The organism is Pseudomonas sp. TE3644, assembly GCF_056278815.1.
In genome coordinates this window covers 2847067-2872834 of the sequence record NZ_JBWBQF010000001.1, presented here as the reverse complement: position 1 = coordinate 2872834, position 25768 = coordinate 2847067, and the positions used below count along the sequence as shown (strand labels likewise).

The window sequence follows — 25768 nt, the reverse complement described above, 5'->3', positions numbered from 1 at the left end:
GTTGGAGGTTTACCTGACCAATGTAAGGAATGGATTGTCCGCCGGTGGCTCTCGGGATATGGCTGCCTTTCCGCGCAGAAGGTAGCCATTGAGTGAGCTCGTTTTGCGAGGACCTTTAACCCTGCAGGTCCAAATGTTCTGGCCATTAGGCTTTTTTAGATGGACATCCAGTTTCCCAAATTGACGTTGTAGAAGTCGCCAGGAATCGCTCTTAGGGTGTGCGTCGGCCAAGTCTGGATGCTCAGCTACGTAGCGTTGGAAAATGCCCGGCGTGACCAGGAAATAAGTACCGTCTACAGTGTGGACCTTTGCCGTAGTGTCGTTGACCACTAAGCGATGACTGTGAACTCCTTTGCGCAGCGATTCAACGAAGGCCAGCCCCACCGCATCCTCTGGTGGAGCAGTGGCGGATTGCAAGCTTTCTATACTTGATCCACCCTCGTACTTGCCCGGCTCTTGCAACAAGTCCATCAAATTGTCGAGGTAATCGAAGTCCTGAACCGGGTGTTCGGGAGCGGGCTGTTTTTCATCCTGGGCTGGTTGCGGTCGATCAAAGGCCGACTTACTGGTTTCGCCGGTCGTCAGGCTATGATCCGTCATAGGCTCAACGGTGCCAGTGAAAAATTCAGGCCGCGGTTCATTGGCCCAGATCAGACTCGGCTGCAGGCGAAGGAAGGTGAAGCGATGCTGCCAATCACCGTCCGTGACAGTGGCGCTCCAAACCGCTTTACCTTCCGGTGTCGCGTCCACCAAGCCATGGGACTGCAGCTCATCGAACAAGGCGATGTTGCAGGTGGGGATACCATCCAAGGCCTGAGTCAGTAGGTGTGCGCGCAGCTTGTCGGTAGTGGTCTTGCTGACCAGCCACAGGTGTTCTTCGGTCAGCCAGCCGGCTGCGCCGGGCTGATTGAGCTTGAACTCGTTCTTCACCAGATGGCGGAGCCCTGTTAATAGATGATGCTGCAGTGAGTGCTTTGGCGCCTGCAGAGCTTTCGCGGGATTGCTACCGATGTTTTGCGCGGTGGACACCCGGTCAGCTTGCAGTACCAATTCCCTGAGGGTCCCAGCGTGCTCGTAGTGGTCGGCTAGCAGGAACAGCAACTGGCTCCACAATTCGGGGTAATCGCTGAGCCAGTCGAGCAGGACGGGCGACAGGATCTGCGTATAGAGCAGCCCCGCCGCGGCGCCGTGCAGCTTGTAATCGCGGCCTGGGTTGTAGCGGAAACGATAGGGCTGGTTCAGCGGGCCGTGCCAGGGGTGCCAGCGTTCGGCATTCTGATACTCCACCTGCAGGTCGACGGCGACTTTGCCGATGTCATGGAGCAGGGCACCGTAGGCAATCGCGGCGCTCCAGGCATCAGCCTGTGCTGCCTGGTTCTCCGGTGCCGCGCCGCTGGGAAGCAGATAGGACTGGCGTAGCTTCAAGCTGCAGGCCACCGACTCCAACCCGTGATCGAGCATGCCTCCGGGATAGGCATGATGATGGCTTTCGCTCGCCGGGAGTTGTTGTACATAGCTGGCGTAGCGGCGGATGGGCCCGAGGTAGAGCCGGTCGAACAGTGGTTCGGAAAGGGCCGTATACTGCCAGATACGTTCCAGCAGCCTTTTTCGATGATCAGTGGCGAGCAGAGATTCGGCCGAATGGGGAATCATGAAGCCCTCGGCGATGGGAGGTTGAGTAGGCTCTGTCGCCTCGCCTTTTCGGTATTTCAACCACCAGCGTTTCATCGCATGACCTGCTGTTCGTTCGGGAGGTCCTTTTGCCTTTTCGGATAGAGCTCTTACCCTTGCGCCCCCTTCCTTTGCTGCCATTCCCCTTTACCGTCTTGGCCTTTTTCGCGCGTGTGATAAATCGTAGCCAGGGACATCGGGATAGGCTGCCGATCGGAATAGCGGACCCTTTGTTCAGGGCGTAGACTGGCCGGCATCATTTCTAAAGCAGGGGTACGGATGACGTTGAGTGATGCGGTATTGATCGTGTTACTGGCCGATCGGATTCATGGTACTGATGCGGCCCTCCGGTCTGCGGCCAAGCGCTGTGCGAAAAAGCTACCGCGCAGCCAGCGCGATATCGTGTTTAAGGTCGGGAACAGCGCAAACCCGCGGCATCTTGTGGCGCACCTCTGTCAGCACTTGTCTGATTGAGCAACTGGGCGAAGCCGTTTGAACCGACGCTGTGCAAGAGCGGTGCGCTTTAAGAGTCCTCTGCCAAATTCGCAGTCTCAGGTATTATCCCTGCACTTGACCCACGCCTAGGAAGATCTTTCATGTCCAAACTTGCCGAGTTCAAAGCACTGGAAGCGCAACTGGCCGCCCAGCTGCAACAGCTGGATGCGATGAAGAACGACTCGGGCTTGAAGCAGGAAATCGAGTTCGAACAGAAACTTAAAGCGTTGCTGGAAGAGTACGGCATGGGCCTGCGCCAGGTGATTAGCATTCTGGATCCGACCAAGGGTCTGAGCGTAGCGACCGCAAGTGCATCCAGCAGTGCCCAGCGCAAGCCGCGTGAGGTGAAGCGCTACAAGCACCCGCAAAGCGGCGAAGTTGTGGAAACCAAAGGCGGCAACCACAAGATTCTCAAGCAGTGGAAGCAGGAGCACGGCTCGGACACGGTTGAGAGCTGGTTGCAGTAAATACAGGCTTCCTGATTCCGACGAATGTCATGCAGATTGTTGGCGCTGATTGAAAACTGACCCACCCTGCCGATTGAAAAATGACCCAGGGCAGATTGCCGATTCGTCATCAGCAATTGTGGATTAGCGTAGCATTCCTGTTCGACCTCTAAAGATCGAAGCCCCACCACATGATGCATGTGACAGGGCACCTTACGATCAAGATCAAAATGGCTCATCGTCCTCAGCAACATTATCTTCCTTACGCTTTCGTTCTCGTGTCTTGATCTTTGTCTGGTCAGCTAGAGTGCTGTGTTGCAGCCGATAGGACTCGTTACCTGTTTCAACGATGTGGCAGTGGTGCGTCAGTCGATCCAGCAGCGCTGTAGTCATTTTGGCGTCGCCAAACACACTCGACCATTCCGAGAAGCTGAGGTTGGTCGTGATGATCACGCTGGTGTGCTCGTAGAGCTTGGACAGAAGATGAAACAGCAGCGCTCCACCGCTTTGGCTGAAGGGCAGATAGCCCAGCTCATCCAAGATGACGAGGTCTGTGCGCAGCAGCCCCTGTGTAATTCGGCCCGTTTTCCCATCGTACTTTTCACGTTCCAACAGATTGACCAGGTCTACCGTGGAGAAGAAGCGGACTCGTTTGTTGTGGACGGTGATCCCGGATACAGCCAGTGCGCTGGCCAAGTGTGTTTTGCCTGTTCCAGGGCCGCCGATGAACACCACGTTTTGGGCCGTTTTCGTGAACTCCAGGCTGGATAGCTCTTTGACCAGACGGGCATCAGCGCTGGAAGCGCTGAAGTCAAAACCTGCCAAATCACGGTGCATGGGGAGCTTGGCCATGTTCATCTGATGATTCACGGAGCGCACGGCACGATCTGCTTGCTCCTGCTGGAGCAGATGCTCCAGCAACCATTTTGAGGACGCTGTCGAGGCTTCTCCTTGGGCTGCCAGTTCTTCCCAGGCGTGCGCCATGCCATGCAGGCGAAGCTCTTTAAGTTCTGCCATCAAGTCACGCATTTCGGCTCTCCTCATCTTTGGCGCGCAGTTGGTCGTACCGAGCCGTGTTGGCAGCCGGCGCGACCTTGAGCTGAAGACTCGTTTCTACAGAAGGCGGCGGTGCCGTCGACGTGAGTCGAGCCAGGACATTCAGGATGTGATCCGCGCTCAAGCTGCCGGACTCAAGCACCAGTTCCACGGCCACCAAAACGGAGTCCAGACCGGTAATGGGCACCGCAGCCAAGACTTGGGTCATGACGCGATCACCGTTCACATGACGCCGCAGGCCACGCTTGAGCAGGCGCAATGGCTTGGGCGAATCGGCAAATGGAGCGCCATTGCGAAGCGCGCCAGGCTTGCGCGCGATCAGCGGTATGTAGTGCTGCCAGTCGTAGCTGACCTGGTCTCGATCAAAAAGCCGCTCATGACTGGCGATAGTTGTCTCATCAGCAACGACCACAACCCGCGAAGGGTATAAACGGCTGCTGACCCACTGACCGACGAGTTCGCAAGGCACCGAGTAACGATTGCGCGTCATGCTGATCAGGCAGGTACTGGAGACCCGCACAGTACGTTCGACATAGCCGTCGAAAGCGCTGGGCATCGGCATCATTTCCACCCGCTCCAGCTCCAGGACATCTGCCACCGTAAGCCCTTTGTATTGCGGGTGCGGCAGCTCGCTCCAGAGAGTTCGGCAGCGCTGGCCGAGCCAGACATTCAGCTCATCGAAGGTATGAAACAGGCAGTCTTGAGCATCGAGCCAGATACGTCGCCGACTGTCTTGGACGTTCTTCTCGACGATCCCTTTTTCCCAACCTGAGGCTACGTTGCAGAAGTCTGGATCGAACAAATAATGCGCGCACATCACGGCAAAACGGGCGTTGACCGTCCGTCCTTTGCCTTTGCTGACCTTGTCGACAGCCGTTTTCATGTTGTCGTAAATGCCGCGATGAGGAACGCCGCCCAATGCCCCAAACGAGCGAGTATGAGCGTCAAACAGCATCTCGTGACCTTGGCTGGGATAGGCTACCAGCCAAAATGCGCGGCTGGCACAGAGCTTCATGTGGGAGACCTGGATCCGCCTGAACAGCCCACCGATCAGCAGACCTTCTTCACTCCAGTCGAACTGGAAAGCCTCGCCCAACGCGAAAGTCAACGGCACAAAGGCTCGCAGGGATTTTCCCTGCTCGCCGCGCCACGCGCGGATGAATGCGGTCAGTTGGCTGTAGCCGCCGTCGTAGCCCTCGGCTTTGATCCGCTCGAAGAGAGCCTTGGCGGTTCTGCGGTTGTGTTTGGCCCGAAGCGAATCGGCTTTGAGTGCCTGTCCCAGCGTTTCGTGGAAAGGACTGAGCTTGTTGAAAGCGGCTTGCCGCTGGTACACCGGCTGTTTGGTTTCGTGAGCTCTGACCCACTCTCGGATGGTGTTGCTGGACAGCCCGGTACGCTTCGCTATCTGGTGAAGCGACAGCTTGTCGCGGAAATACATCCGCCGAATTTTTCCCATCATTTCCATGCTGATCACCTGGTGTTCTCCTGCTCGGAAAGTGAGCAGAAGCAGTTGAACACCTGGGTCAGTTTTCAGTCGGCAGAACAGCCTTTAATGGGTCAGTTTTCGGTCAGCGGCAACAGCCTGAGACTACCGCTCGTAGGATCACCTCGTTTCAGTCAGGATTGGCCTGCCTTCATTGCTGTCGCAAATTCTTGGGGCGTTGGGCTTTCCAACCAAGTAGCGGCGTCGGCCGGAAGCGTCAGCCAAGGTTGTTTGTGCTTGACCCAGATATGAGCCATCGGCCTCAACTTAGAGCGATCCTCAAGCGTGCCCGCGCGCAAGACCCAGAAACCGGGGGCCGCAGTTGTGGTGTTGTAGACGCGTGTGTGGCAAGTCGCACACAGGTGATGATGCGCAATGTGGCCCTGATCTTCATAGGTGTACTCCAGAGTCAGGCCTTGCAGGACAAAAGCCTCACTGGGCAGCAGAGCATGCAGCGCGAAGCTGCTGCCACTCCAGGTCTGGCAGGACTGACAATGGCAGGCATAAACCGCCGCCTGCATGTCGCTGGTTGAACGATAAGATACGGCGCCGCAACGGCAGCCTCCAGCAAGCTTCATGGATAAATCCTCTTGTTCTCGACAGTAAACCCTTGATGCCAGGCATCAGGCGGATTAATCATGCCCATTATCCAACCTGATTAAAATTGATCAAACCGTATTACTAGCACATAGGAAATGTATGAGCATCCCGCCACTTCAGTGGGAAACCCAGCGGGTTTTCCTGGCTGTTCTGCGAACTGGCAGCCTGTCGGCTGCCGCCCGAGCGCTGGGCATAGCACAGGCCACCGCACGACGACGCATCGACTCGTTGGAGCACAGTGTAGGAACCAGCCTGTTCATTCGCTCGCCCGCGGGATTGATGCCCACGGACACCGCTCGGGAATTGATCGACCATGCACACTCGATGGCATTGGCTGCTGAAGCCTTTGCCCGTGCCGCATCTGCGCAGGCCAATGTGCCAGGTGGAACCGTGCGCGTGACAAGCAGTCAGCTGTTGGGTGTGGAAGTGCTGCCCCCGATGCTGGCCGAGATTCGTGCCGCCCACCCTCGGTTGGCGGTTGAATTAAGCGTGTCGAACCGGCTGGAAGATCTGGCATTGCAGGAAGCCGATGTGGCCGTCCGTATTCGTCGCCCGAACGAGGCTGCCGTCGTCACTCGCCACGTGGGCGACTTGCGTGTTGGCCTCTATGCCACCGCGCAATTGATCGAGCACCGAGGCCTGCCTCGCTGCGCAGATGAATTGACCGAATACCCCGTGATCGGCCCGGATCGCAACCTGACGGAACAGACGTTCCTGAGGGAACGCGGTTTTCTCTGTACGGGAGAGAACGCTGTCATTCGCAGCGATAACCACTTGGCCCAGTTCGCCTCGCTGCGGGCAGGCCTGGGAATAGGCGTCTGCTCAAGCCAACTCGCGCGACGTCATGGCCTCGTGCGCATCCTGCCCGACCAGGTGGACTTCTCGGTGGACGTCTGGATCGCAATGCATCACGACCTCAAGCGAGTTCGGCGTGTCACGCTGCTATTCGATGCACTTTCGCAATCGCTTTCACGCTTTTTGATCGACGCCTGATGGGTGAACAGGCGCCAGGCAAGGACCTATTGCAGCCGCTCAGTGGATGACTTGACTCTCATTGGGCGGAGCCTCCCACACTAACACTGCCGTCAACGCCACTACAGCTCCCGAGCCCACGTCTGGCTGACGAGGTCTTTTCCAAAGCTCTGCAACTGCTGCTCCTCGACGAGTTGAAAACCTGCTTTCTGATATAGCTTTCGGGCATCGGACAGCACGCTGGTCGTCCAGAGGATCATGCGCGTGTAGCCCGCGTGCCGCGCAAACTGAAGACTTTCATGCAGCAACCGATTACCGATTCCCATACCTCTGGCACTTGCATCCACATACAGCATTCGCAGCTTGGCGGTCGTTTCGTCATGTCTGACGACAAATACCGAACCGATGACCATTCCATCTTTTTCCGCAATCCAGCATCGCTCGCAGGACTGATCGAACTCACGAAGGTATTGCGCGACGATTTCTGCCACCAGCGCTTCGAACTCAGTATTCCAACCGTACTCACGGGCATAGAGTTGAGCTTGCTGCTGAACAACAATACCCATGTCCCCTGGTCGTGGATCGCGCAGAATGTAGGAGAGGTCCCTGTCGCCCAATAGCGTCTGGATTCGGCTCATGGCTTGGACCAATTGCTCCTGTTGTGGCTCAGGCAAGCCTTGCAGCACTACCACGACCTCTTCACGAGCGGCTTGCTCCAGTGAGGTCAGCACAGTACGACCTGTGTCGGTGAGCTGGATGTGAGACGCTCGTGCATCGATTGCCGAGCGAACCCTGCTGATCAATCCTTTTTTCTCGAATCCACCGATGACTCGGCTGAGGTAGCCAGCATCCAGGCCGAGCATATGGCATAGGTCTGAACTCTTCAGGCCAGCGCTGGTGCCCAATTCATAAAGGATGCGTGCTTCGGTCAAGGAAAATTCAGCCTGAAGCAGGTGCTCTTGCAGCGCGCCGATCTGCCGGGTGTAGAAACGGTTGAAGCGGCGGACCGCGTCAGCGCGCTTCATGATGGTTGCGGTCATGAAAACTCTCAAATAGTTGCCTCTAGCAGACATATTATTGCCTCGGGCAACTATGTCAAGCCTCTGATGCTCACGTGCGCAGTGCACGGTGAACAAAGGTCCTGGCTGGCCGACCGCTTTTGGCCGACTGCCGCTCGATGCAAAGGGCAGCAATGGGTCGATTCCTGCCGTTCACGGCGCAGACAGTAAGCTGGTCAGATGCGATGCAAGCAACTGGTCAGATCGAGTGCAAATGGGAGGCCAGTTACATGTAATTATGCAACTAGCCAAGCAGTTGCAAGAACAATGGGGGATCCTGGTGTGAAGCTCATCAGTGATGAGTAGGCTCCGCAGCCTCGCCGAAGGCACTGGATACTTAGCCTTCGGTCAACCTGAGAAAGGGATTGTCCTCCAAGAGGTTATCGCTGAGAGTCTGTGGCTCCTTGATGAGGTATCCGTTGAGTTTTCCTCGCTTGCGGGGGCCCTGTACGCGGCAGGTCCAAATGTTCTGACCTTCAGGCCTGCGCTGGTGAAGATTCAGTTTTTCAAAGCGTTTCTGCACGTTTAACCAGATCTCCGAGCCTTCAACCTCGTTGCCCTCTGGTTGGCGCTCCGAAGTGTAGCGTTGGAAGATTCCAGGGGTCACCAGAAAGTACGTGCCGTTGACGGTGTGGACCTTCGCTTGGCTATCATTAATGATCAGCGAGTGATCCTCCAACCCGGATCGAAGCCAGTCCACAAACTGGTGACCGAGATCGTTGCTGTTCTCTGGACTCGCCGCCGGCTCGCTGGAAGGTGGGTCACTAGGCTCGAACTTGGGCGTTTCAAATAGCTCCAAGAGAGGGCCTAGATAGTCGCTCTCATCGGTGTCGGAAGGACAGCGCTCCGGATGTTTGGGCCGGTTCGCATGGGCTGATGCAGGGGCGGCCGGTGTCGGTGTGGCGGTACCGGTACCGGGCGAGGGTGGCGGTTCTGCGGGGGCGGAGGAGACCTCAAGGACAGTCTCGAGGGTGCCAGTGAAGACGGGCGGCCGAGGTTCGTCTGCCCAAATCAATGAGGGCTGCAGGCGCAGGAAGGTGAACTGTTGCTGCCAGTCCTCATCGGTTACCGCAGCCGTCCAGATAGCCTTTCCGTCGGGCGTAGCCTCAACCAGGCCATACGATTGCAGTTCGTCGAACATGGCGATGTTGGAGGAGGGGATGCCGTCCACGGATTGAGCCAGCAGGTAGGCGCGTAGTTTGTCGGTGGCAGTCTTGCTGACCAACCACAGGTGCTCACCGGTGAGCCAGCCCGCAGCGCCGGGCTGATTAAGCTTGAACTCGTTTTTCACCAGGTGACGCAGGCCGCTGAGCAGTAGGTGCTGCAGGGAGTGTGTGGGCGCCTGCAGGGCCTTGCTGGGGTTGGCGCCAATGTTCTGCGCGGTCGAGACGCGGTCGGCCTGCAGGACCAGCTCGCCGAGGATGCCGGCGTGCTCGTAGTGGTTGGCCAGCAGGTACAGCAGCTTGCCCCACAGCGCTGGATAGCCGCTGAGCCAATCGAGAATGGCGCGGTCCAGCACTTGGGTGTACAGCAGGCCTGCGGCGGCGCCGTGCAACTGGTAGTCGCGGCCCTTCAGGTAGCGAAAGCGATAGGGTTGATCCAGGGGGCCATGCCACGGGTGCCAGGGCCGGCCGTCTTGGTATTCGACCTGCAGATCGACGGCGATCTTGCCGATGTCGTGGAGCAGGGCACCGTAGGCAATGCCGGCGCTCCATGCATCGGCCTGGGCCGCCTGGTCCTCGGGCGCGGCACCGCTGGGCAGCAGAAGGGACTGGCGCAGCTTGAGGCTGCAGGCTACCAGCTCCAGGCCATGGTCGAGCATGCCGCCGGGGTAGGCATGGTGGTGGCTTTCACTGGCCGGCAGCTGCTGGACATAGCCGGCGTAGCGGCGAATCGGGTTTAGGTAGAGCTGCTCGAACTGCGGTTGGGACAGCGCCGTGTATTGCCAGATGCGCTCGAGCAGTTTCTGTCGGTGCTCCGCGGCGAGCAGCGCTTCGACTGTTATCGGCGCGTAATAGCCCTCGGCAATTGGGGGAGGTGAGGGCGTGGGGCCTTTGGCCTTTTCATGCATGAACCAGCTCGGCATCATCGCCACCTCGGTTGAATGCCCATGAGGTCCTTTTGCCTTTTCGGATAAGCCTCTTACCCTTGCCAGCCCTTCCTTTGCCGCCCTTACCCTTTACCCCATTTGCCTTTTGCCAGGGTGCGCAAATCTGAACGTGCAAGCGTCGAATATGGGCAGGGTGGTGATGGCGGGTGGAGCGTTCTCTGGCCGGAGCCGCAAGCACAGTGCTCATTCCAGGCAACGGGAGTGATCGACGCCTGGGCATGAGCACCGCAGGGATGGGTCAATCAGTTTCGCCAATGCGCGTCTGGGGATGGCGCTGATGGCAATCTCCCGGGCACGTTGTGCCCCCATCGCCAAGGCCTTGCCGATGGAGGCGCCAGGCAAGTCGGCATAGCTTTATTCGGCAAGCATTCGTCCGTCTCCTTCATCGACACTCAAGAACATTTCCGTCGCGCCGCTGCGCGCAATCCTGGCCCTGACATCAATCTCGGTACCGTCGTCTAGGCTTTCCGCGTGAACCACGGCATAGAGCCTGCGATCCTCCCACGCGGTGAAGCATGAGCCTCGTTGACGCATGACACCCTTCTGCTATCCAGCGCCTGTGTGGCCGGGTGGACACCATGGCGTGCACCTAGGATAGGAGCAGATGATTGAAATGGGGGGGCGCTGCGGCAGGCAATAAAGTGTGTGACGGTATGTCTGAATCAACTATGGGATGGCGGGCTTGTAGAGGGCAGTTGGACGGAGGCCTATTTCAGCACAGGTTAGACGGCCTGTGCTGACTTGATCGGAGAATCCCTAGGGGCCGAGTGTTCGAATCACTCCGTCCTGAACATATTTTTCAATGACTTAGCCCGGTTCGGAAACGACCGGGCTTTGTTGTTTCTGGCGTTTGACCCATAGGTGATATCACTGTGATACTGCATTGGCCCACGCCAATATTTTTTTCGTTAAGCCTCAGAATGGATTGAGCCGAATCATGTCCTCCTGGCCTTTTTTGCTGGTCTAATCTGTTTGGGTGCACGGACGTATCTGGGAGGAAAGCATGAAGCTCGATCAACCCATTGTTTTGATTGTGGACGATCAGGTCAGTGATCTTCGCGTACTTGGGCAGGCGTTAGAGGGAATTGGGGACGTACACGTTGCCAGAGATGGCGCCACTGCCTTAAAGCTTGCTCGGGAATATCGTCCCGATGTCGTGCTGCTCGACGTCGAGATGCCGATGATGGATGGCTATTCGGTGTGCGAGCAGATCAAGACTGATCCACGACTGGCACACGCCGCTGTCATTTTCGTCACCGCCCATCAGCAGATAGAGCACGAGCTGCGTGGGCTGAAGCTAGGTGGGGCGGACTTTCTGCACAAACCCATCAACTTGCCTGTGGCACGCGCGCGCATTGAGGCCAGCCTCAAGCACGGCAGAGCAATGCGTCAGCTGGCTTATTACGACCCGCTGACGCAATTGCCCAACCGGACACTGTTGCTCAACCGTGCTGCGCAGGCTTTAGACCATGCCCGCCAGCGAGGTTGCCTGGTCGGCTTCCTGTCTGTAGACCTGGAAAACTTCAAGGCGCTCAACGACTCTGAGGGGCATGGGGTGGGCGATGTGCTACTGCAGCAGACCGCCCAGCGCTTGAGGCGTAGTTGCCGCCCCGGTGATACGGTCAGTCGCGCAGGCGGCCAGCGCTTCGTGCTGCTGGGCACGTCATGCCAAGATGCCGACGAATTGGGTCATTGTGCGCAGGCGATCCTGGCGGCTATCGGCGAGCCGATAATGATCGCCGGGGTACGCTACGATCTGGTGGCCAACGTCGGTATCAGTGTCTACCCCCAAGACAGCCACGACGTGGAGTCGCTGCATGAGCACGCCGATGCTGCGCTCTACCAGGCTCGCTTGGCCGGAGGGGGGCATTATCGCTTCTTCAATGCCGCCATCAATGACAGTGTCCGCGCTCGCCACCAATTGGAACGGGACCTGCGCGATGCGCTGGAGGGCCAGCAGCTGAGTGTGTACTACCAGGCCAAGGTCGATGCGGTCCGCCACTGTGTGGTCGGGCTCGAGGCTCTGGTGCGTTGGCCGCTGGCCGATGGCTCAATGATCACCCCGGATCGATTCATTCCCTTGGCAGAGGCCTGTGGCTTGATCGTGCCCTTGGGCGCTTATGTCTTCAACAGTGCGTGCGACGCACTGAGGCAATGGCATGAGCGCGGGCACCGCATCTGTGTCAGTGTGAATATCTCCCCCGCGCAGTTTCACCATCCCGGTTTCGAAGCCATGATCCATGCCGGGATTGCTCGCAGCGGCGTTTCGCCTCGCTACGTGGAGTTGGAAATCACCGAGGGTGTGCTGGCCAGTGCCGTCGACGAAACCTGCCTTGTTCTGGAGCGCATTCGGGCGCTGGGGTTGAAAGTTTCGGTCGATGATTTCGGCACCGGGTACTCGAGTCTGGCTTATCTGAAGCGGTTCCCACTGGACATACTGAAGATCGACCAGAGCTTTGTTCGCCAGATGCTGGACCACCCACGCGATCTAGCGATCGTCGAAACGATCATCCAACTGGCTCATGCCCTGAATTTGCAGTTGGTTGCTGAAGGCGTCGAGTCCCGAGACCATGTCCAGGCCTTGTTGGCGCGAGGTTGCGAAGTGATGCAAGGCTTCTACTATTGTCGGCCGCAGTCGCAGCCACAGATCACTGAGTATTTGAATACGCCGCCTGCTGTCGTCACTGCTCGCTGACCTGCGACCGCGCGGGCGGGAGGACCAGAGGGCATCCCTTTGAAATTTAAGCAGCAATTACAAGAAGTGTGGATCCAGGTAGGCTTGATTTTGGCCATAGGCTTGACCTTGACCGGGTTCGCCTGCGCCTTAGTCAACGCTCGAAACGAACGTCAGGTCAATAATGCGCTGCAGGATGCCTCGCAGATGGCACAGCGTTATGTGCTGGAGCGAATGAGTTACTACCAGTACGGCCTGCGCGGTGTACGCGGCGCGGTTATGGTAGCCGGTGAGCAAGAGTTCGATCACACGCTGTTTCTGCGCTATCTGCAGGGGCGCGATTCAGAGTCGGAGTTTGTAGGCGCCCATGGTTTTGGGTTCATCCGTCGCGTACCTGAAGCCCAGTTGGCTCAATTCCAGGCCAAGACCAAAGCCGAGCTAGCGATAGATTTCAACCTGCGGCAATTCGAGCCTCACGCTGGCGAACGTTATGTAATCCAGTATGTCGAGCCCTTGGAGCTCAATGCCAGTGGGATGGGCATGGACATCGCTTCGGAACCCCAGCGCCGAGCTGCGGCCCAGACCGCCATGCGCACAGGGCAGCCAGCAATGACTGCGCCGGTGGCATTGCGGCTCAACCAAGGGGTGTCATCCCCTGCGGCCTTGTTGTTCTTGCCCATCTATCGTGAGGCTTCAACGCCGACCGATAGCGTCATGCGCGAGCAATCCCTAGTGGGCTGGTCGTTCACTTCGTTAATCATGGATGAGGTACTCGGGGGGGTGGTGGTTCCCTCCGGCAGTCAGCTGCGGATCCGTGACGTCACAGACGCGGGCCAGGCGGTTGACTTCTTCAGTGCAGGCAAGGTCCCGGATGAGCGTGGACGTCGTCAGCGTATTGAAGATGCATACGTCTACGGGCGCCAGTGGCAATTCGACATGGTCACGGGCCCCGGCTTCGAGGCAGCTCTGCAATTGCCGGCGCCTTTCATGGTATTCCTGGGCGGCTCGCTGTTTACGCTGGCCCTGTGTGGCTGGGGTTACTTGCTGAGCATGAGCTCAATCCGCAGAAGACGCCTGATGCAAATGCAACTGCGTCTGGGGGCCATCGTCGAAAGTTCGACCGACGGTATCATCAGTAAAGACCTCAACGGTGTCGTCACCAGTTGGAACAAAGGGGCCGAGGGTATTTTCGGCTATAGTGCCGAAGAAGCGGTCGGCAAACGCCTGGATACTTTAATCATTGAACCGTCACGGATCGTGGAAGAGCAGCGCATCCTGCGCAAGATTCGAAAGGGCGAATACATTTCCAACTTCGACACAGTGCGGCGTCGCAAGGACGGTACGAGCGTGGACGTGTCGGTCAATGTCTCGCCGATCCTGGGGCCTGGCGGCGAGGTCACGGGCGCGTCGAAGACCGTGCGTGACATCACCAGGCAGAAGCAGGCCGAGGCCCGTATCCTTGAGCTTAACGCCGGCCTGGAGGTAGCTATTGCCGAGCGAACCAGGCAATTGCGCAGCACCAACCTGATGCTGACCAGTGTTCTCCGGGCGGCTACCGAGGTAGCGATCATCGTCACCGGCAGCGACGGCCTGATCCGAGTTTTCAACGCCGGAGCCGAGCGAATGCTGGGCTACACCGCAGGCCAGGTGGTGGGTTTGTGCACACCCAAAATGTTCCACGTGCCCGAGGAACTGGAACAGCAGGCTGCGCACGATAAGTTAGCGGGCGCGCGTGCAACTGATGACGATTTCGATACCCTGGTGCGTCAATGCCGCACCGATGGCGCCAGCACCCGCCAGTGGACCTTCGTGCGCCAGGATGGCAGCCGTTTCCCGGTCACGCTGATGGTGACGGAAATTCGGGACGAGGAGGGTGACCTGACGGGGTATCTGGGGATCGCGGTCGACATCACCAGCGCCCAGGCTGCGCAACAGGAGCTCACGGCGGCTCGCGATCATTTACTGATGGCTGCTGAGGTGGCTCAGTTGGGCATCTGGTCGTGGGACATCGAGCGTAACGAGCTGCAGTGGAACGACCGAATGTTCGAGTTCTACGATCAGCCCAAACGCTTGCGTGATACCGGCCTAACCTACGAGCATTGGCTGGAAAAAGTGCACCCCGATGATCGTCGTGAAGCCAGCCGTCGACTGATGGCGATCATTCGCGGTGAAAGCGTGCAGGATCAGACCTTCAGGGTACTGGCAGCGGATGGCCGGGAGCGCATCATCCAGTCAGGCGCGCATTTGGCGCGCGACCGTGAGGGCAAGCCGGTCCGGGTGACCGGCATCAACCTGGACATCACGGCCCAGCGTCAATTACAGGCGCGGCTGCTGGATGCCAAAGAAAAGGCAGATGCGGCCAGTGCGGCCAAATCCTCGTTCCTGGCCAACATGAGCCATGAGATTCGTACGCCCTTGAATGCCGTGTTGGGCATGTTGCAGTTGCTGGATCGGGCAGGGCTGGACGGGCGCCAAGCCGGGTATGTGGCCAACGCCCGTACGGCGGCGCGCTCGTTGCTCAGCCTGCTCAACGACATACTCGACTATTCCAAGATCGAAGCCGGCAAGCTGCAGTTGGAGGTGCACGGTTTCGATCTGGACCAATTGCTGCGGGAGCTGGCGATTGTCCTGGCGGGCAACCAGGCCAACAAGGAGGTGCAGATCCTTTTTGAAATCGATCCCCAGATGTCGTTGCACTTGAAGGGCGACAGCCTGCGGCTGCAGCAGGTGCTGATCAATCTGGCCGGCAACGCGTTGAAATTCACCGAGCGCGGCCAGGTGGTGGTGCGTATTGCCCCCTTGGCTGTTCATGCAGACGCCTTGCGGCTGAGGTTCGAAGTGCAGGACACCGGCATCGGCATCAGCCCGCAGCACCTGGAGCATATCTTCGAAGGCTTTATTCAGGCCCAGGCGTCAACCACACGCCGTTACGGCGGCACTGGCCTCGGATTGGCTATCTGCAGGCGGCTGGTCTCCTTGATGGGCGGCGAATTGCAGGTGCATAGCGAGCTGGGCCAGGGCAGTTGCTTTTGGTTCGAGATTGATCTGGAACTCGACAACGCATTTTCAACGGGCAACCACGCGCGCACCTCAAACCGCGTCTTGCGTGTACTGGTGGTGGATGACAACGACGTGGCCCGGCAAATTCTGACCCGCATGATTCACGGCCTGGGCTGGCAGGTGGATGCTGTCAGCAGCGGTCGAGAGGCGCTGGCGCAGGTGCGTGACCAGCAGGTCCGTGGCGCCGGTTACGATGCGGTGCTGATGGACTGGAGCATGCCCGAGATGGATGGCGTGACGGCGGCCCGCGGGTTGCTGGAAGCCTGCGAATCGTGTGCGGCGCCAGCCGTGATCATGGTGACCGCCTATCCTCAAGAGGCACTGGGGCAGTTGGAAGCGGGTGAGCGAGCACCGTTCCTAGCGCTGCTGAGCAAGCCGGTGACCCCGCTTCAGCTCGCGCAGGTGGTGCGTAAAGCCGTGGCGCCTGCCTGGGACGCGACATCCACGCCGCCCGAATCCATGGCCCGTATTCAGGCGCTGGACGGTGTGCGTGTACTGGTGGTGGAGGACAATGCCCTCAACCGTGAAGTGGCGAGCGAGTTGCTGGGGCAGGAGGGGGCCCGGGTCTACCTGGCCAACGGAGGTCTTGAAGGCGTGGCACGCCTAACCGTGGAGGGCTTGCAGGTGGATGCCGTGCTGATGGACATTCAAATGCCCGATATCGATGGCTTTGAGGCCACCCGGCGCCTGCGCGCCGACCCGCGTTTTGCGTCATTGCCCATCATCGCCATGACCGCCAATGCTTCAGCCGATGATCGCAAGGCTTCACTGGCTGTCGGCATGAATGCGCACCTGGCCAAGCCGATTGATCTGGCGACGGTGATCGCTACGTTGCGTCCGTTGGCCCATGGGCCAATATATAACCCGGCCGTGATTGCGCCAACGTCAAGCGGTACGCTGGAACCCTTACCCGTGCTACTGGCCCGTTTTGGCGGTAATCGACGCTTACTGGCATCACTGGCTGCGCGATTCGGGACGCAAACCCAGGCACTGCTGATGGACTTGCGCCACGCAGTGGAAGGAGGTGACCATGGGGGGCCGAGAGGGCACTCCATAGCCTCAAGGGTTCGGCTGGCAATTTAGGGGCCTGCTCGCTGAGCCAAAGGGCCGGTGAATTGGAGCAGCGCGTCCGCCAAGGGCCAGCCAGCGAACTGCCGGAACTTTTGCCCGCGGACTGCCTCAGCGAGTTATCGCAATTGATGAGCGCCAGCGTCGAACAATTGGCAGTGCTGACCGAGCCTGATCGGTCGGAACCTGCGCGCGACCATTTGACCGAGGCGGCGTTCAAGCAACACTTGGAAGCCATCCTGCCGCTGCTGCAAAGCAATAACCTGCGCGGAGTAACGATGATCGAGGCCCTGCGCGATTATCAGTTGCCTTGCGCCGTCCCAATATGGACGCAATTGAACGACCACTTGCTATCACTGGACTTCAAAGCCGCTGCTGGGATTGTGCAAGACCTACTACAGGCGTGAAGCTCTCAGCCTGCGCGTCAAAAAAAAGTAATAATTAAGTAGTCTTCGCGTGAAATTAATAGGGGAAGAGTGCCGTAGTAAAAATAAATAATGAGTTGGCTTATAAGTGCTTGGCTAACTATTAAGCGAAGTCAATCACCGCTTGAAAAGCTCTTTGGATTCTACAAAAAACGATTGCAGAAACTTGGCGTCAATTTAAAGTTTGGATATCATGCCAAGCTGACTGGCCATTCGGCCGTCAATCATAAGTTGCGTCAGCACTTTATAAGTTTGTGGTCATCGGCGTGGCGAATCTTCGCAGGATGCGGGTGCGTGGCTGGTAAGCCCAACGACAACAACAAGACACTCGAGGTTTTGCTAATGAGAACCAATCTCCCCGTCACGCAGCGCGAACATGTTTTTCCCGATCATCAACGTTTGATATCTGCCACCGACTCCAACGGCAATCTGACGTACTGCAACGATGAATTCGTCGCCGTCAGCGGGTTCAGCCGTGACCAGCTGATCGGTAGCCCTCACAATATCGTGCGTCATCCGGATATGCCCGAGGCGGTCTTTGCCCACATGTGGTCATACCTCAAGACAGGTAAAAGCTGGATGGGGATAGTCAAGAATCGCTGCAGCAACGGCGATCACTACTGGGTCAACGCCTACGTCACACCCATTTTTTCCCACGGGCAACTCGCCGGTTACGAGTCGGTGCGGGTCAAGCCCGACCGTGAACAGGTGCAGCGTGCCTCGGCGCTATACGCCCGCTTGCAGCGCAACCGCAGCAGTGCTCCGTTATCCCATTGGCTGCTTGATGCCTCCAGGTTCTTGCTGCCCCCGGCCACGGTGGCTGCGGCCAGTGCCGCCGGGTTCGAATGGGCCGGTACGCTTGCCGGCGCGGTAGTAGCGGTGGTGGGCGTCTTCGGCCTGCAAGGCCTGGCCTATGCCCGCGCCCGAGGCACGCTCAAGCGCATCAGCGCCGTGTCCCAAGGCAGTTTTGACAGCGAACTGATTGCCCGAACCTACACTGATGAACGCGGCAGTGTGGCCCAACTGCAGATGGTCTTGATCAGTGAGGGCGCGAAGATCAGAACCGCGCTCAGCCGGCTGGATGACTACGCCGTGCAATCGGCGTCGCTCGCCACTCGAAGCCAGGTACTGTCCAAGCAATCGGAAGCGGCACTGGGCAAGCAGCGCGACGAGGCGGACATGGCCGCCACGGCGATGAATCAGATGGCGGCGTCCATCGCCGAAGTGGCAGTGCACATTAATCAGACGGCGAAGGCCGCCGACGAAGTCAATGAGTTGACCCGAACCGGGTCCGACGAAGCGCACAAGACCCGGCAGGTGATCGAGAAGTTGGCTGATACCGTGGAGGCCATCAGCCAATCGGTGATCGGCCTCGCCCATGAAACCCAGTCCATCCAGCAGGCGGCGAACATCATCCGCTCTATCGCTGAACAGACCAACCTGTTGGCGCTCAACGCCGCTATCGAGGCTGCCCGAGCGGGAGAGCAGGGGCGCGGGTTCGCAGTGGTGGCCGATGAAGTCAGGGCGTTGGCGTCCAAGACCCAGGAGTCGACCCAGAGCATCCAACATATTATTCAGACCTTGCAGGACGTGGCCAACCAAGCGGTCGAAGTGGCTCGCCAGGGCAGTGGTGAAGCCCGTACCGGTGTCGACCAGGTGATCAGTACCCAGCAGGCGCTGGACGGGATCAACGGTGCTGTCGAACGTATTCACCAAATGAGCCAGCAGATGGCGGCTGCGTCGGAGGAGCAGGCCCATGTCGCCGAGGAGATCTCCGCGCAAATCACCCGTATCGCTCAGGTTTCGGATACAAACGCCGAGATTGCACAGGGTGCTGCCAACACGGGGTCAGAGCTGGAGGGTACGGCCCACGAGCTCAAAGCCTTGGTGTCGCGTTTCAACAGTTGAAAGGCAACGACGCTGGCAGGTCTGTAGGGCGGACGAACGTAGGACAGCTGTTTACTTTCCAACTGTCCGCCTCTTACCGCAATCAATCCGTACAACCGCCATGATCATCGGGGGCGTTACGGTCGTGTAGTTGGCAAATCGTTTGGGGTGGCTGGCTATTATAAAGCTCCGTTATGCTGCATGACTCAATATCAATAGGGGGAAGAGTGCATCCGTGCGGATCACTCATTAGAAATGTATTGAGTTGCGTTCGCGCTGTTGTGAAAGTTAATCAGCGGCTGGGCAGGGGGTGGGGGCAACACCTTTCAATAACGTTGCAATTTTAGCGTCGCGTTCAGTCCGCCTTCGCTCCGATTATACAACGTCACTTCGCCGCCCAAGCGTTGTGCAATGGTTTGCACGATTGTCAGCCCAAGGCCTGCGCCCTGAGCATTGCCTTGACTGTAAAATCGCTCGAACAGGCGCGCACGGTTTGCCTCCTCAATGCCCGGCCCCTGGTCCAGTACATGGATCGCGACGGTAGCGCCCGACGATTGCAGTTGTACGCTGATCACGCCTGCCGGCGGCGAGAACGTGGCGGCATTGGTGATCAGGTTGTTGATCGCGATCTCGATGGACGAACGTTCACCGAGTACTAACAGCGGGCTGTCTTCGCCTTCTAGGCTTATATCCAAGCCTTGATTCATCAACCACGGCGCCAACTGCGCCAGCATGTCCTGCAGCAGCGCATGCAAGTCCAGGGGGGCCAGGGCTGGCAGGGCAACGTGTGGCTCTAGGCGAGCCATGGTCAGCAACTGGTTCACCAGCCGTGATGTACGATCCACGCCGGTGATCAAGTTGTGCAGCGACTGTACGTGTTCAGCCTCGGTGCTCGGTTGTTGCAGATTCTGCGCATGCACGCGCATCACCGCCAATGGCGTGCGCATTTCATGAGCTGCATCAGCGATGAAGCGTCGCTCGCGGCCTAGTACAGCCTGTACCTGCGACAGCAGGCGATTGAGCGCCGACTGCATCGGTTCCAGTTCAACTGGCAGCGGGGTCAGGTGCAATGGCTCCAGCGAGTCCGGGTCGCGTGCTCGCAGGGTGGCTGCCAAGTCAGCCAAGGGTTTGAGACCCCAGCCGATCGCCAGCCATACCAGTAGCGCTAGCACGAGAGCGCCCAGCAGGTTGGGCAGCAGGGTGTTGCGCAGGATGCGGTTGACCAGGTCGCTGCGCACGTCGTGCCGCTCGCCTACCCAGATTGACAGGCCTGTGGTGGGGTCCAACAGCACAAAGGAGCGCCACTGCTTGTCGTGGGTATCGGTGACGTAGCCAAAGCCAGGTTGTGCTGGCGGTGTGGGCTGCCCAGGGGCGCTGGCGGTATGTACCAGTACTGTACCGTCGCGGTTCCACACTTGGAACGCCATCTTGCTTTCGTACGGGTGCCCGTCAACCTGGGGGCTGGCCGTGTTCAGTACCCGATTGAACGCCTCCCAGAGCGGCTCGTGCTGCTGCACCGGCATGTTCATCACGCCTTTGAGCAAGCGTGCGTTCTGTGCCAGTTGGGCATCGTAAATTTCGGCGATTTCATGATTGCTGTCATGCCAGTTGAGCAGCCCTAGCACCAGCATGCCCACCACCAGCAGGGATAGGATCAGCCACAGCGTACGCTGGCGGATGGACTTCATGGTTGCTCTTGCACCAGGTAGCCGACGCCACGGATGGTGCGGATCAATCCGGTCGAGAACTTCTTGCGCAGATGATGAATGTGCACCTCCAGGGTATTGCTCTCGGCTTCCTCGTTCCAACCATACAGCAACTGCACCAAGCGTTCTCGGGTCATGACCCGACCCGGTGGTGACAGCAGCTCATGTAGCAGCAAGTATTCCTTGGGCGTAAGGGCCACTGCCTGGCCCTGGTAGGTCACTTGCCGGGTGCCGGGGTTCAGGCAAATGCCCTGGTGCTCGATCAGCGACAGCGCGCGTCCTGCGCTGCGGCGCAGCAGGGCACGCAGGCGTGCTTTGAGTTCTTCCAGTTCGAAAGGCTTTACCAGGTAGTCGTCGGCGCCGGCATCCAGGCCGGCGATGCGATCCTCGGTGGCATCGCGCGCGGTCAGCACCAGGACGGGGAGCAGTGAGCCGCTTTGACGCAGGCGACGCAGCACTTCCAGACCATCCAGGCGCGGTAGCCCCAGATCCAGAATGGCCAGGTCGAATGTCTCGCTGAGCAAGGCGTGCAAGGCGCTGCTGCCATCCTTGACCCAGTCCACCGTGTAGTGCTCACGTCCCAGGGCCTGGTTGATCCCCTCACCCAGGGCCTGGTTATCCTCGATCAGTAACAGGCGCATGGCCGCTTCCTTCAGTTCAGTTTGCCCTCGACGTCCTTGAGCAACGCGTCGATGTCTTGTCGCCGCCCGGCGTCTGCCGTTTCCCTGCCGGGCCGTGGCGGCGCCTGCAAGGCCTTGAGCAAGGCTTGTTTGGCTTCAGCGTAGCGCTTTCGACGGTACAGGTGGTCGCCCCAGAAGTACAAGGTGTCTATGCCTTCGGGGTTAAGGGCCAAGGCTTGCTTGAGCAGAGATTCTGCCTTGTCGGCATCGCCAAAGCCTACTGGCCAGCCGGGGACGCGGTCGTACAGCGCGGCTAGGCTGGTGTAGGCCGAGCCCTGAAGGGCCTTGGGGTCCAGTCGCAGCGCGGTCTCGAAATCCGTTCGTGCGTCCTTGACCTTGCCCAGCGCCCCCAGGCCTCCTGTTGCGCCGGCCCAACTGCTGTCGACGATGCCTGCCCAGATCCACGCTTCGGCCATCTGCTGGCGGTCCTGAGTGAACTGAGTGGCCTGGATGTGCAGTTGCTCGAATTGGCCGCCACGCTTATCGGCCGGCATCTGATATTGAATTGATGCCCATTCGTTCTGGATCTGGGTCAGACGTTGTTGGTCCTGGCCTTCCAGCGCCCACGCGGGGATACACGCTAGGGACAGGAGCAATGGCAGTAGGGCGGGTTTCATGGCTGGTCTTTCCCGGGGGCGTGGCTGAAGTGGCGAATCAACGGCAGCTGTTTGCGCAGGCTGCGATCTACCAGGCTGGGAAACAAGCCGTTGAGGCGCACGAACAGGCGCTCTGGCCACCCCAGATAAAGGTCACGGCGATCGCCGGTGATGGCGTGAACGACGGCATCGGCAACCACCTGGGGATCGTCCACACCCGACTTCAGCGCATTGTTGAGGGCCTGGGCGGCTTGGCTATTCATGGCCGTGCGGGTTGCGCGCGGGGCCACGTAAAGCACGCCGATGCGGGTGTCAGCCAGTTCGCGTCGCAGGGCTTCGGAAAACCCACGCAGGGCGAATTTGCTGGCGCAGTAGGTAGCATAGCCAGGGTAGCCAATCGAGCCATACGTGGAGCCGACATTGACCACCATGGCCTCGGGGGCCTTGCGCAATACAGGCAGCAGCAGCCGGGTCAGTTGGATAGGCGCGCCGAGGTTGATGGCCAGCAGGGCTTGGATCTCGTCGTCATCCAATTGCTCGAGCATGGCGAAATGGTTGACCCCTGCGGCGTTGATCAACAGGTTGATATCGCCGTACTGCCGGACAGCGACCATGACCTGATGACGACCGGCAGCCAGGGTCAGGTCAGCGCACACCCACTGTAGTTGACCTGGGTAGCAAGCCATTAACGGCTCCAGGGCTGTCGGATGACGACTGACGGCCAACACCTGCGCTCCGGCCTTGCACAGCGCCTGGGCGATGGCCAGCCCGATGCCACCGCTGGCCCCGGTGAGCACTACCTTGGCTTCACGCAGATTCATGGGGCACCTCACAGGCATCGTCCGCGCCGGGCAGGGCCCTGAACATGCCGGCGTACAGGCGATACACCACCTTGGAGGCGTGCACCACAGCCTCTTGGTCGGCCAGCAGGTCCAGCCGATCCATCAGCCTTTGGTAGGTCTTCATGTGCTCCAGATCCAGAGCTCCATGGGAGGTGAGGTAGGTGAATGCCGTCGCGGGCAGCGCCAGTTGGGTCTGGATCGACTCGGCCGCGTGGGTGGCCAAGGCGATGCTGGTGCCCTCCAGCACATTGACCATGCCGAACAACCCGACGGGGTTGCCCCGGGCGATGAGGTCATAGAGGTAGCTGACCATCAGCTCGATGGGCAGGTCCGGTTGGCCTTGGGTCACGGCGTTGCGGTTGCCACCGCAGGCTTCGATGTCGTCAAGCACCCACTGTTCATGGCCGTACTCATCCTCGATGTAGTCGCATACGGCCTTGCGCAGCCACTCCAGGCGCGTGGGCAGGCGCGCCCCGCAGGCCATCATCAGAGGGACGGTATGGCGTACATGGTAATAGGCCTGGGTGAGGAAGGCGCGATAACTCTCCAGGGACACTTGCCCCGCCAGTGCCCGGCGGATGACGGGCACCTCGAACAGAGCGATGCGTTCGGCCTGGGTCTGGTTTTGCAGGGTGGCAAAAAAGCTCATGATGGCAGTTCCTCGGCAGTGGCAAGGGTGGTCAGCAGTGCACGATGCAAGGTGAGCAGGGCTTCGCGGCGCGGCCGACCATTGGCGGTCAGCAGGCCGTTGGCCAGGGTCATGGGGTGCGGCAGGCGGGCCCAGCGGGTGATCCGGGCGTAGTCGGGCAAACGCGCGTTGGCTTGAGTCACGGTCTGTGCCAGTTGTTCATCGGTACAGGCCGGGATGGCGGGCCACAGCAACGCAACGTTGATGGGCATGGCTTCGCCATAAACGAATGCTTGGCCAACGACACCGCTTTGGGTCAGCTCGGCCTCCACCCATTCCGGATTCACGTTGCGGCCGTAGCTGGTAATGAATTGGTGTTTCTTGCGCCCCCTGATGGTGAGAAAGCCCGCGCTGTCCAGTTCGCCGAGATCACCCGTAGCCAACCATGTCTGATTCACCGCCGGCTCGCCCAGGTACCCCAGCAGACAGGCGCCGGCGACCTCGATTTCGCCGTCCACGGCCAGTCGGACCTGCACATGCGGCAGTGGTTTGCCCACGCTGCCCGGTCGATGTGCGCCCGGTACGTTCAGGCTGACCACCGATGCGCATTCGGACAGCCCATAGCCTTCGAACACCTGCAAACCCAGGCGCTCACAGCGCTTGAGCAGTTCAGGGGATACCCGTGCGCCGCCCACGGCCACGAAACGCAGCCAGTGGGGGGGCAGCAGGCCCAATTCGCACACGCTCACCAGCCACTGCAACAGCTGGGGTACCAGAATCAGGCTATGAGGTTGACGTTGCGTCAGGCAGCCCAGCAGCCGATCGCTTTGTACGCCACTGGCCCCCAGCATGCCCAGGTTTGCCTGGCCCGGCAGGCTCAGGGTGGCACCGGCGTACAGCGCCGCGTAACTTCCCAGGTTTTCCAGCAGCACCGCCAGTGGCAGAATAGCTATATGGTGAAGGGGGTTGAGCGGGGCGCTGGCCTGATACAACTCGCGGGCGACGCGCAGCAGGCTGTCGGCACTCAGGCACACCCCTTTGGGCGTGCCGGTGGTCCCCGAGGTGAAAGTGATCTTGGCGGTGCCTACATGCAGTATGCCCTTGGCGCCGAACGCGCGGTGCCAGCCATCAGAGTCCAAGCGGTAACCGGCGTCGCTCAGGGTCTGGACGTGGCAGGGGGCGGCAATCACGCGGTCGGCCTGGCACGCCACCAGGCAATGGGCGACTTGAGTGGGGGTAAAAAACGGCGCCAGAGGCAGGCACGGCACTTGTTCCAGCAACGCGGCCAAGTCCCAAAGCATGGCTTCGATACCGTTATCCAGCATCAGGGCGAGCACGCGTATAGCTTGATCGCGCAGTTGTTGTCGACACGCTTGCAAACGGCGCCACAGGTGCTCGTAGTCAAGACGCTCGGCATCGCCCCACAGGGCGATGGCTTGTGGTTGCTCCAAGGCGTGCTGGTGCAGGCGTTGTTCGAACAGGATCAATTCAGGCGACATGGCCATGGCACTCCTGAGGGTCGGGCAGGCCCAGGCGCTTGAATAGCCCGGTGCGATGTAGATGATGGAAGCCGGCACGAATGTCGCCGTAGTGCACATGGGGGCGGCTCTGGTAGTACTGCCCCCAGTCCAGGCGTTCGTCGCCCAATCGTGCCGGGTCGGCCTCGCACAGGGTGACGGGCCGCAGGCCCAGGCGATGGAAACTGTTGACCAGGCCCTGGCCGCCGGTAAACACCACCCAGTGCAGACCGCGTACGGCCAGCAGCCAGGTGATGGTGATGATGCTCAGGCGAGCGCTGCCGCTGTCGGCGGCCGCCAAATTACCCACTTCGATCACCAGGTTGCGTGGCACCGTGATGCCAATTGCGTCCTGCAGACAGTCCTCGATGGGCGCGTCCAGATACCGCTCCAGAAACAGGGCCGCCTGATCCGCGTAGCGCAGACCGGCCACCGCGTGCAAGGCTGACTGCTCATCGACAAGCCCGACCAGTTCAGGCATGAAGGTCTGGATTCGGGCACCATGGGTCTGCAGGAAGCGTCGTTGCACGAACTGCTCCAGGACAGGCCGGGCCGTATCTTGCGGCAGCGCCCTGATCAGCTCCAGGGTGGGCTTGCCATCGACGCACAGGCGCAGCGGCAGGGAGGGGGGCTGGGCGGATGATGTCATGGGCGGGGACTCCGACGAAGTTCAGGCTCAGTATCACGACGCTGTCTTAAGGAAGTCTGAAGGTGGTGATTCGCAATCACGGTCGCGGCGCTTCAGATTGTCTTAAGCCTTGAGCGACACAGTAGCGACTCCTGAACCCTGCGAG

At 59.5% G+C, this 25768-nt stretch carries 20 protein-coding genes and 1 pseudogene; 8 read left to right on the top strand and 13 right to left on the bottom strand.

Features of this window, described 5'->3' with window-relative positions; translation table 11 throughout:
• Nucleotides 1-9: 9 nt before the first annotated feature.
• Nucleotides 10-1728, bottom strand: coding sequence for a MobH family relaxase (gene mobH, locus ACZ9GA_RS12670; protein ID WP_457362352.1), 1719 nt, complete (start codon nt 1726-1728; stop codon nt 10-12).
• 222 nt (nt 1729-1950) lie between these two features.
• Between mobH (ACZ9GA_RS12670) and ACZ9GA_RS12665 the strand changes: the two genes are divergently transcribed.
• A complete protein-coding gene (locus ACZ9GA_RS12665) occupies nt 1951-2145 on the top strand; it encodes a DUF7740 domain-containing protein (RefSeq protein WP_457362353.1) in 195 nt (64 codons plus the stop codon).
• Between the two features lie 122 nt (nt 2146-2267).
• Entirely contained in the window at nt 2268-2633 is a 366-nt protein-coding gene (locus ACZ9GA_RS12660) for a histone-like nucleoid-structuring protein, MvaT/MvaU family (protein ID WP_457362354.1), read from the top strand.
• Between the two features lie 204 nt (nt 2634-2837).
• Here the strand turns inward: ACZ9GA_RS12660 and istB are convergent, their stop codons facing one another.
• The 3 genes from istB to ACZ9GA_RS12645 form a co-directional block, all read right to left on the bottom strand.
• Nucleotides 2838-3641 carry an IS21-like element helper ATPase IstB gene (istB, locus tag ACZ9GA_RS12655; protein WP_457362355.1) on the bottom strand — a complete coding sequence of 268 codons (804 nt, stop codon included), beginning with the start codon at nt 3639-3641 and terminating at the stop codon, nt 2838-2840.
• Complete coding sequence (gene istA, locus ACZ9GA_RS12650) at nt 3634-5133, bottom strand: IS21 family transposase (protein ID WP_457363736.1); 1500 nt, start codon at nt 5131-5133, stop codon at nt 3634-3636. Before istA ends, istB begins: the two co-directional genes overlap by 8 nt.
• Nucleotides 5134-5285: 152 nt before the next feature.
• Nucleotides 5286-5729 (bottom strand): GFA family protein, encoded by a 444-nt coding sequence (locus ACZ9GA_RS12645; RefSeq protein WP_457362356.1) that lies wholly within the window; start codon nt 5727-5729, stop codon nt 5286-5288.
• A gap of 121 nt (nt 5730-5850) precedes the next feature.
• Between ACZ9GA_RS12645 and ACZ9GA_RS12640 the strand changes: the two genes are divergently transcribed.
• Nucleotides 5851-6744, top strand: a complete 894-nt coding sequence (locus tag ACZ9GA_RS12640) for a LysR family transcriptional regulator (RefSeq protein ID WP_457362357.1) — start codon at nt 5851-5853, stop codon at nt 6742-6744.
• A gap of 101 nt (nt 6745-6845) precedes the next feature.
• Here the strand turns inward: ACZ9GA_RS12640 and ACZ9GA_RS12635 are convergent, their stop codons facing one another.
• Both ACZ9GA_RS12635 and mobH (ACZ9GA_RS12630) read right to left on the bottom strand, forming a co-directional pair.
• Nucleotides 6846-7763 (bottom strand): bifunctional helix-turn-helix transcriptional regulator/GNAT family N-acetyltransferase, encoded by a 918-nt coding sequence (locus ACZ9GA_RS12635; protein ID WP_457362358.1) that lies wholly within the window; start codon nt 7761-7763, stop codon nt 6846-6848.
• Between the two features lie 355 nt (nt 7764-8118).
• Nucleotides 8119-9870, bottom strand: coding sequence for a MobH family relaxase (mobH, locus tag ACZ9GA_RS12630; protein ID WP_457362359.1), 1752 nt, complete (start codon nt 9868-9870; stop codon nt 8119-8121).
• 1024 nt (nt 9871-10894) lie between these two features.
• Here mobH (ACZ9GA_RS12630) and ACZ9GA_RS12625 point away from each other — a divergent pair.
• The 5 genes and pseudogenes from ACZ9GA_RS12625 (at nt 10895) to ACZ9GA_RS12605 (ending at nt 19026) form a co-directional block, all read left to right on the top strand.
• Complete coding sequence (locus ACZ9GA_RS12625) at nt 10895-12586, top strand: putative bifunctional diguanylate cyclase/phosphodiesterase (protein WP_457362360.1); 1692 nt, start codon at nt 10895-10897, stop codon at nt 12584-12586.
• Nucleotides 12587-12625: 39 nt separating this feature from the next.
• Nucleotides 12626-16708, top strand: a complete 4083-nt coding sequence (locus ACZ9GA_RS12620; protein ID WP_457362361.1) for a PAS domain-containing hybrid sensor histidine kinase/response regulator — start codon at nt 12626-12628, stop codon at nt 16706-16708.
• An 11-nt stretch (nt 16709-16719) separates the two neighbouring features.
• Nucleotides 16720-17100 (top strand): hypothetical protein, encoded by a 381-nt coding sequence (locus tag ACZ9GA_RS12615; protein WP_457363737.1) that lies wholly within the window; start codon nt 16720-16722, stop codon nt 17098-17100.
• A 90-nt stretch (nt 17101-17190) separates the two neighbouring features.
• A pseudogene (locus ACZ9GA_RS12610) lies at nt 17191-17781 on the top strand (PAS domain-containing protein); the annotation flags it as partial.
• Between the two features lie 366 nt (nt 17782-18147).
• Nucleotides 18148-19026, top strand: coding sequence for a methyl-accepting chemotaxis protein (locus ACZ9GA_RS12605; RefSeq protein WP_476227615.1), 879 nt, complete (start codon nt 18148-18150; stop codon nt 19024-19026).
• A gap of 305 nt (nt 19027-19331) precedes the next feature.
• Here ACZ9GA_RS12605 and ACZ9GA_RS12600 read toward each other — a convergent pair whose 3' ends face one another.
• From ACZ9GA_RS12600 to ACZ9GA_RS12570, 7 genes are read right to left on the bottom strand one after another with little or no spacing between them, the layout of a single operon-like run.
• Nucleotides 19332-20693, bottom strand: a complete 1362-nt coding sequence (locus ACZ9GA_RS12600) for an ATP-binding protein (protein ID WP_457362362.1) — start codon at nt 20691-20693, stop codon at nt 19332-19334.
• The gene (locus tag ACZ9GA_RS12595; protein ID WP_457362363.1) at nt 20690-21352 is read right to left on the bottom strand and encodes a response regulator; all 663 of its coding nucleotides are present in this window, start codon (nt 21350-21352) and stop codon (nt 20690-20692) included. The genes ACZ9GA_RS12600 and ACZ9GA_RS12595 overlap by 4 nt, the downstream gene beginning before the upstream one ends.
• Before the next feature lie 11 nt (nt 21353-21363).
• Nucleotides 21364-22008 (bottom strand): tetratricopeptide repeat protein, encoded by a 645-nt coding sequence (locus ACZ9GA_RS12590; protein ID WP_457362364.1) that lies wholly within the window; start codon nt 22006-22008, stop codon nt 21364-21366.
• Nucleotides 22005-22808: an SDR family oxidoreductase gene (locus ACZ9GA_RS12585; RefSeq protein WP_457362365.1), complete on the bottom strand. Its 804-nt coding sequence runs from the start codon at nt 22806-22808 to the stop codon at nt 22005-22007. The genes ACZ9GA_RS12590 and ACZ9GA_RS12585 overlap by 4 nt, the downstream gene beginning before the upstream one ends.
• Nucleotides 22795-23478 carry a TenA family transcriptional regulator gene (locus tag ACZ9GA_RS12580; RefSeq protein ID WP_457362366.1) on the bottom strand — a complete coding sequence of 228 codons (684 nt, stop codon included), beginning with the start codon at nt 23476-23478 and terminating at the stop codon, nt 22795-22797. The genes ACZ9GA_RS12585 and ACZ9GA_RS12580 overlap by 14 nt, the downstream gene beginning before the upstream one ends.
• Nucleotides 23475-24956 (bottom strand): AMP-binding protein, encoded by a 1482-nt coding sequence (locus ACZ9GA_RS12575; RefSeq protein ID WP_457362367.1) that lies wholly within the window; start codon nt 24954-24956, stop codon nt 23475-23477. Before ACZ9GA_RS12575 ends, ACZ9GA_RS12580 begins: the two co-directional genes overlap by 4 nt.
• Nucleotides 24946-25623, bottom strand: coding sequence for a thermostable hemolysin (locus tag ACZ9GA_RS12570; protein ID WP_457362368.1), 678 nt, complete (start codon nt 25621-25623; stop codon nt 24946-24948). The genes ACZ9GA_RS12575 and ACZ9GA_RS12570 overlap by 11 nt, the downstream gene beginning before the upstream one ends.
• Nucleotides 25624-25768 lie beyond the last annotated feature (145 nt).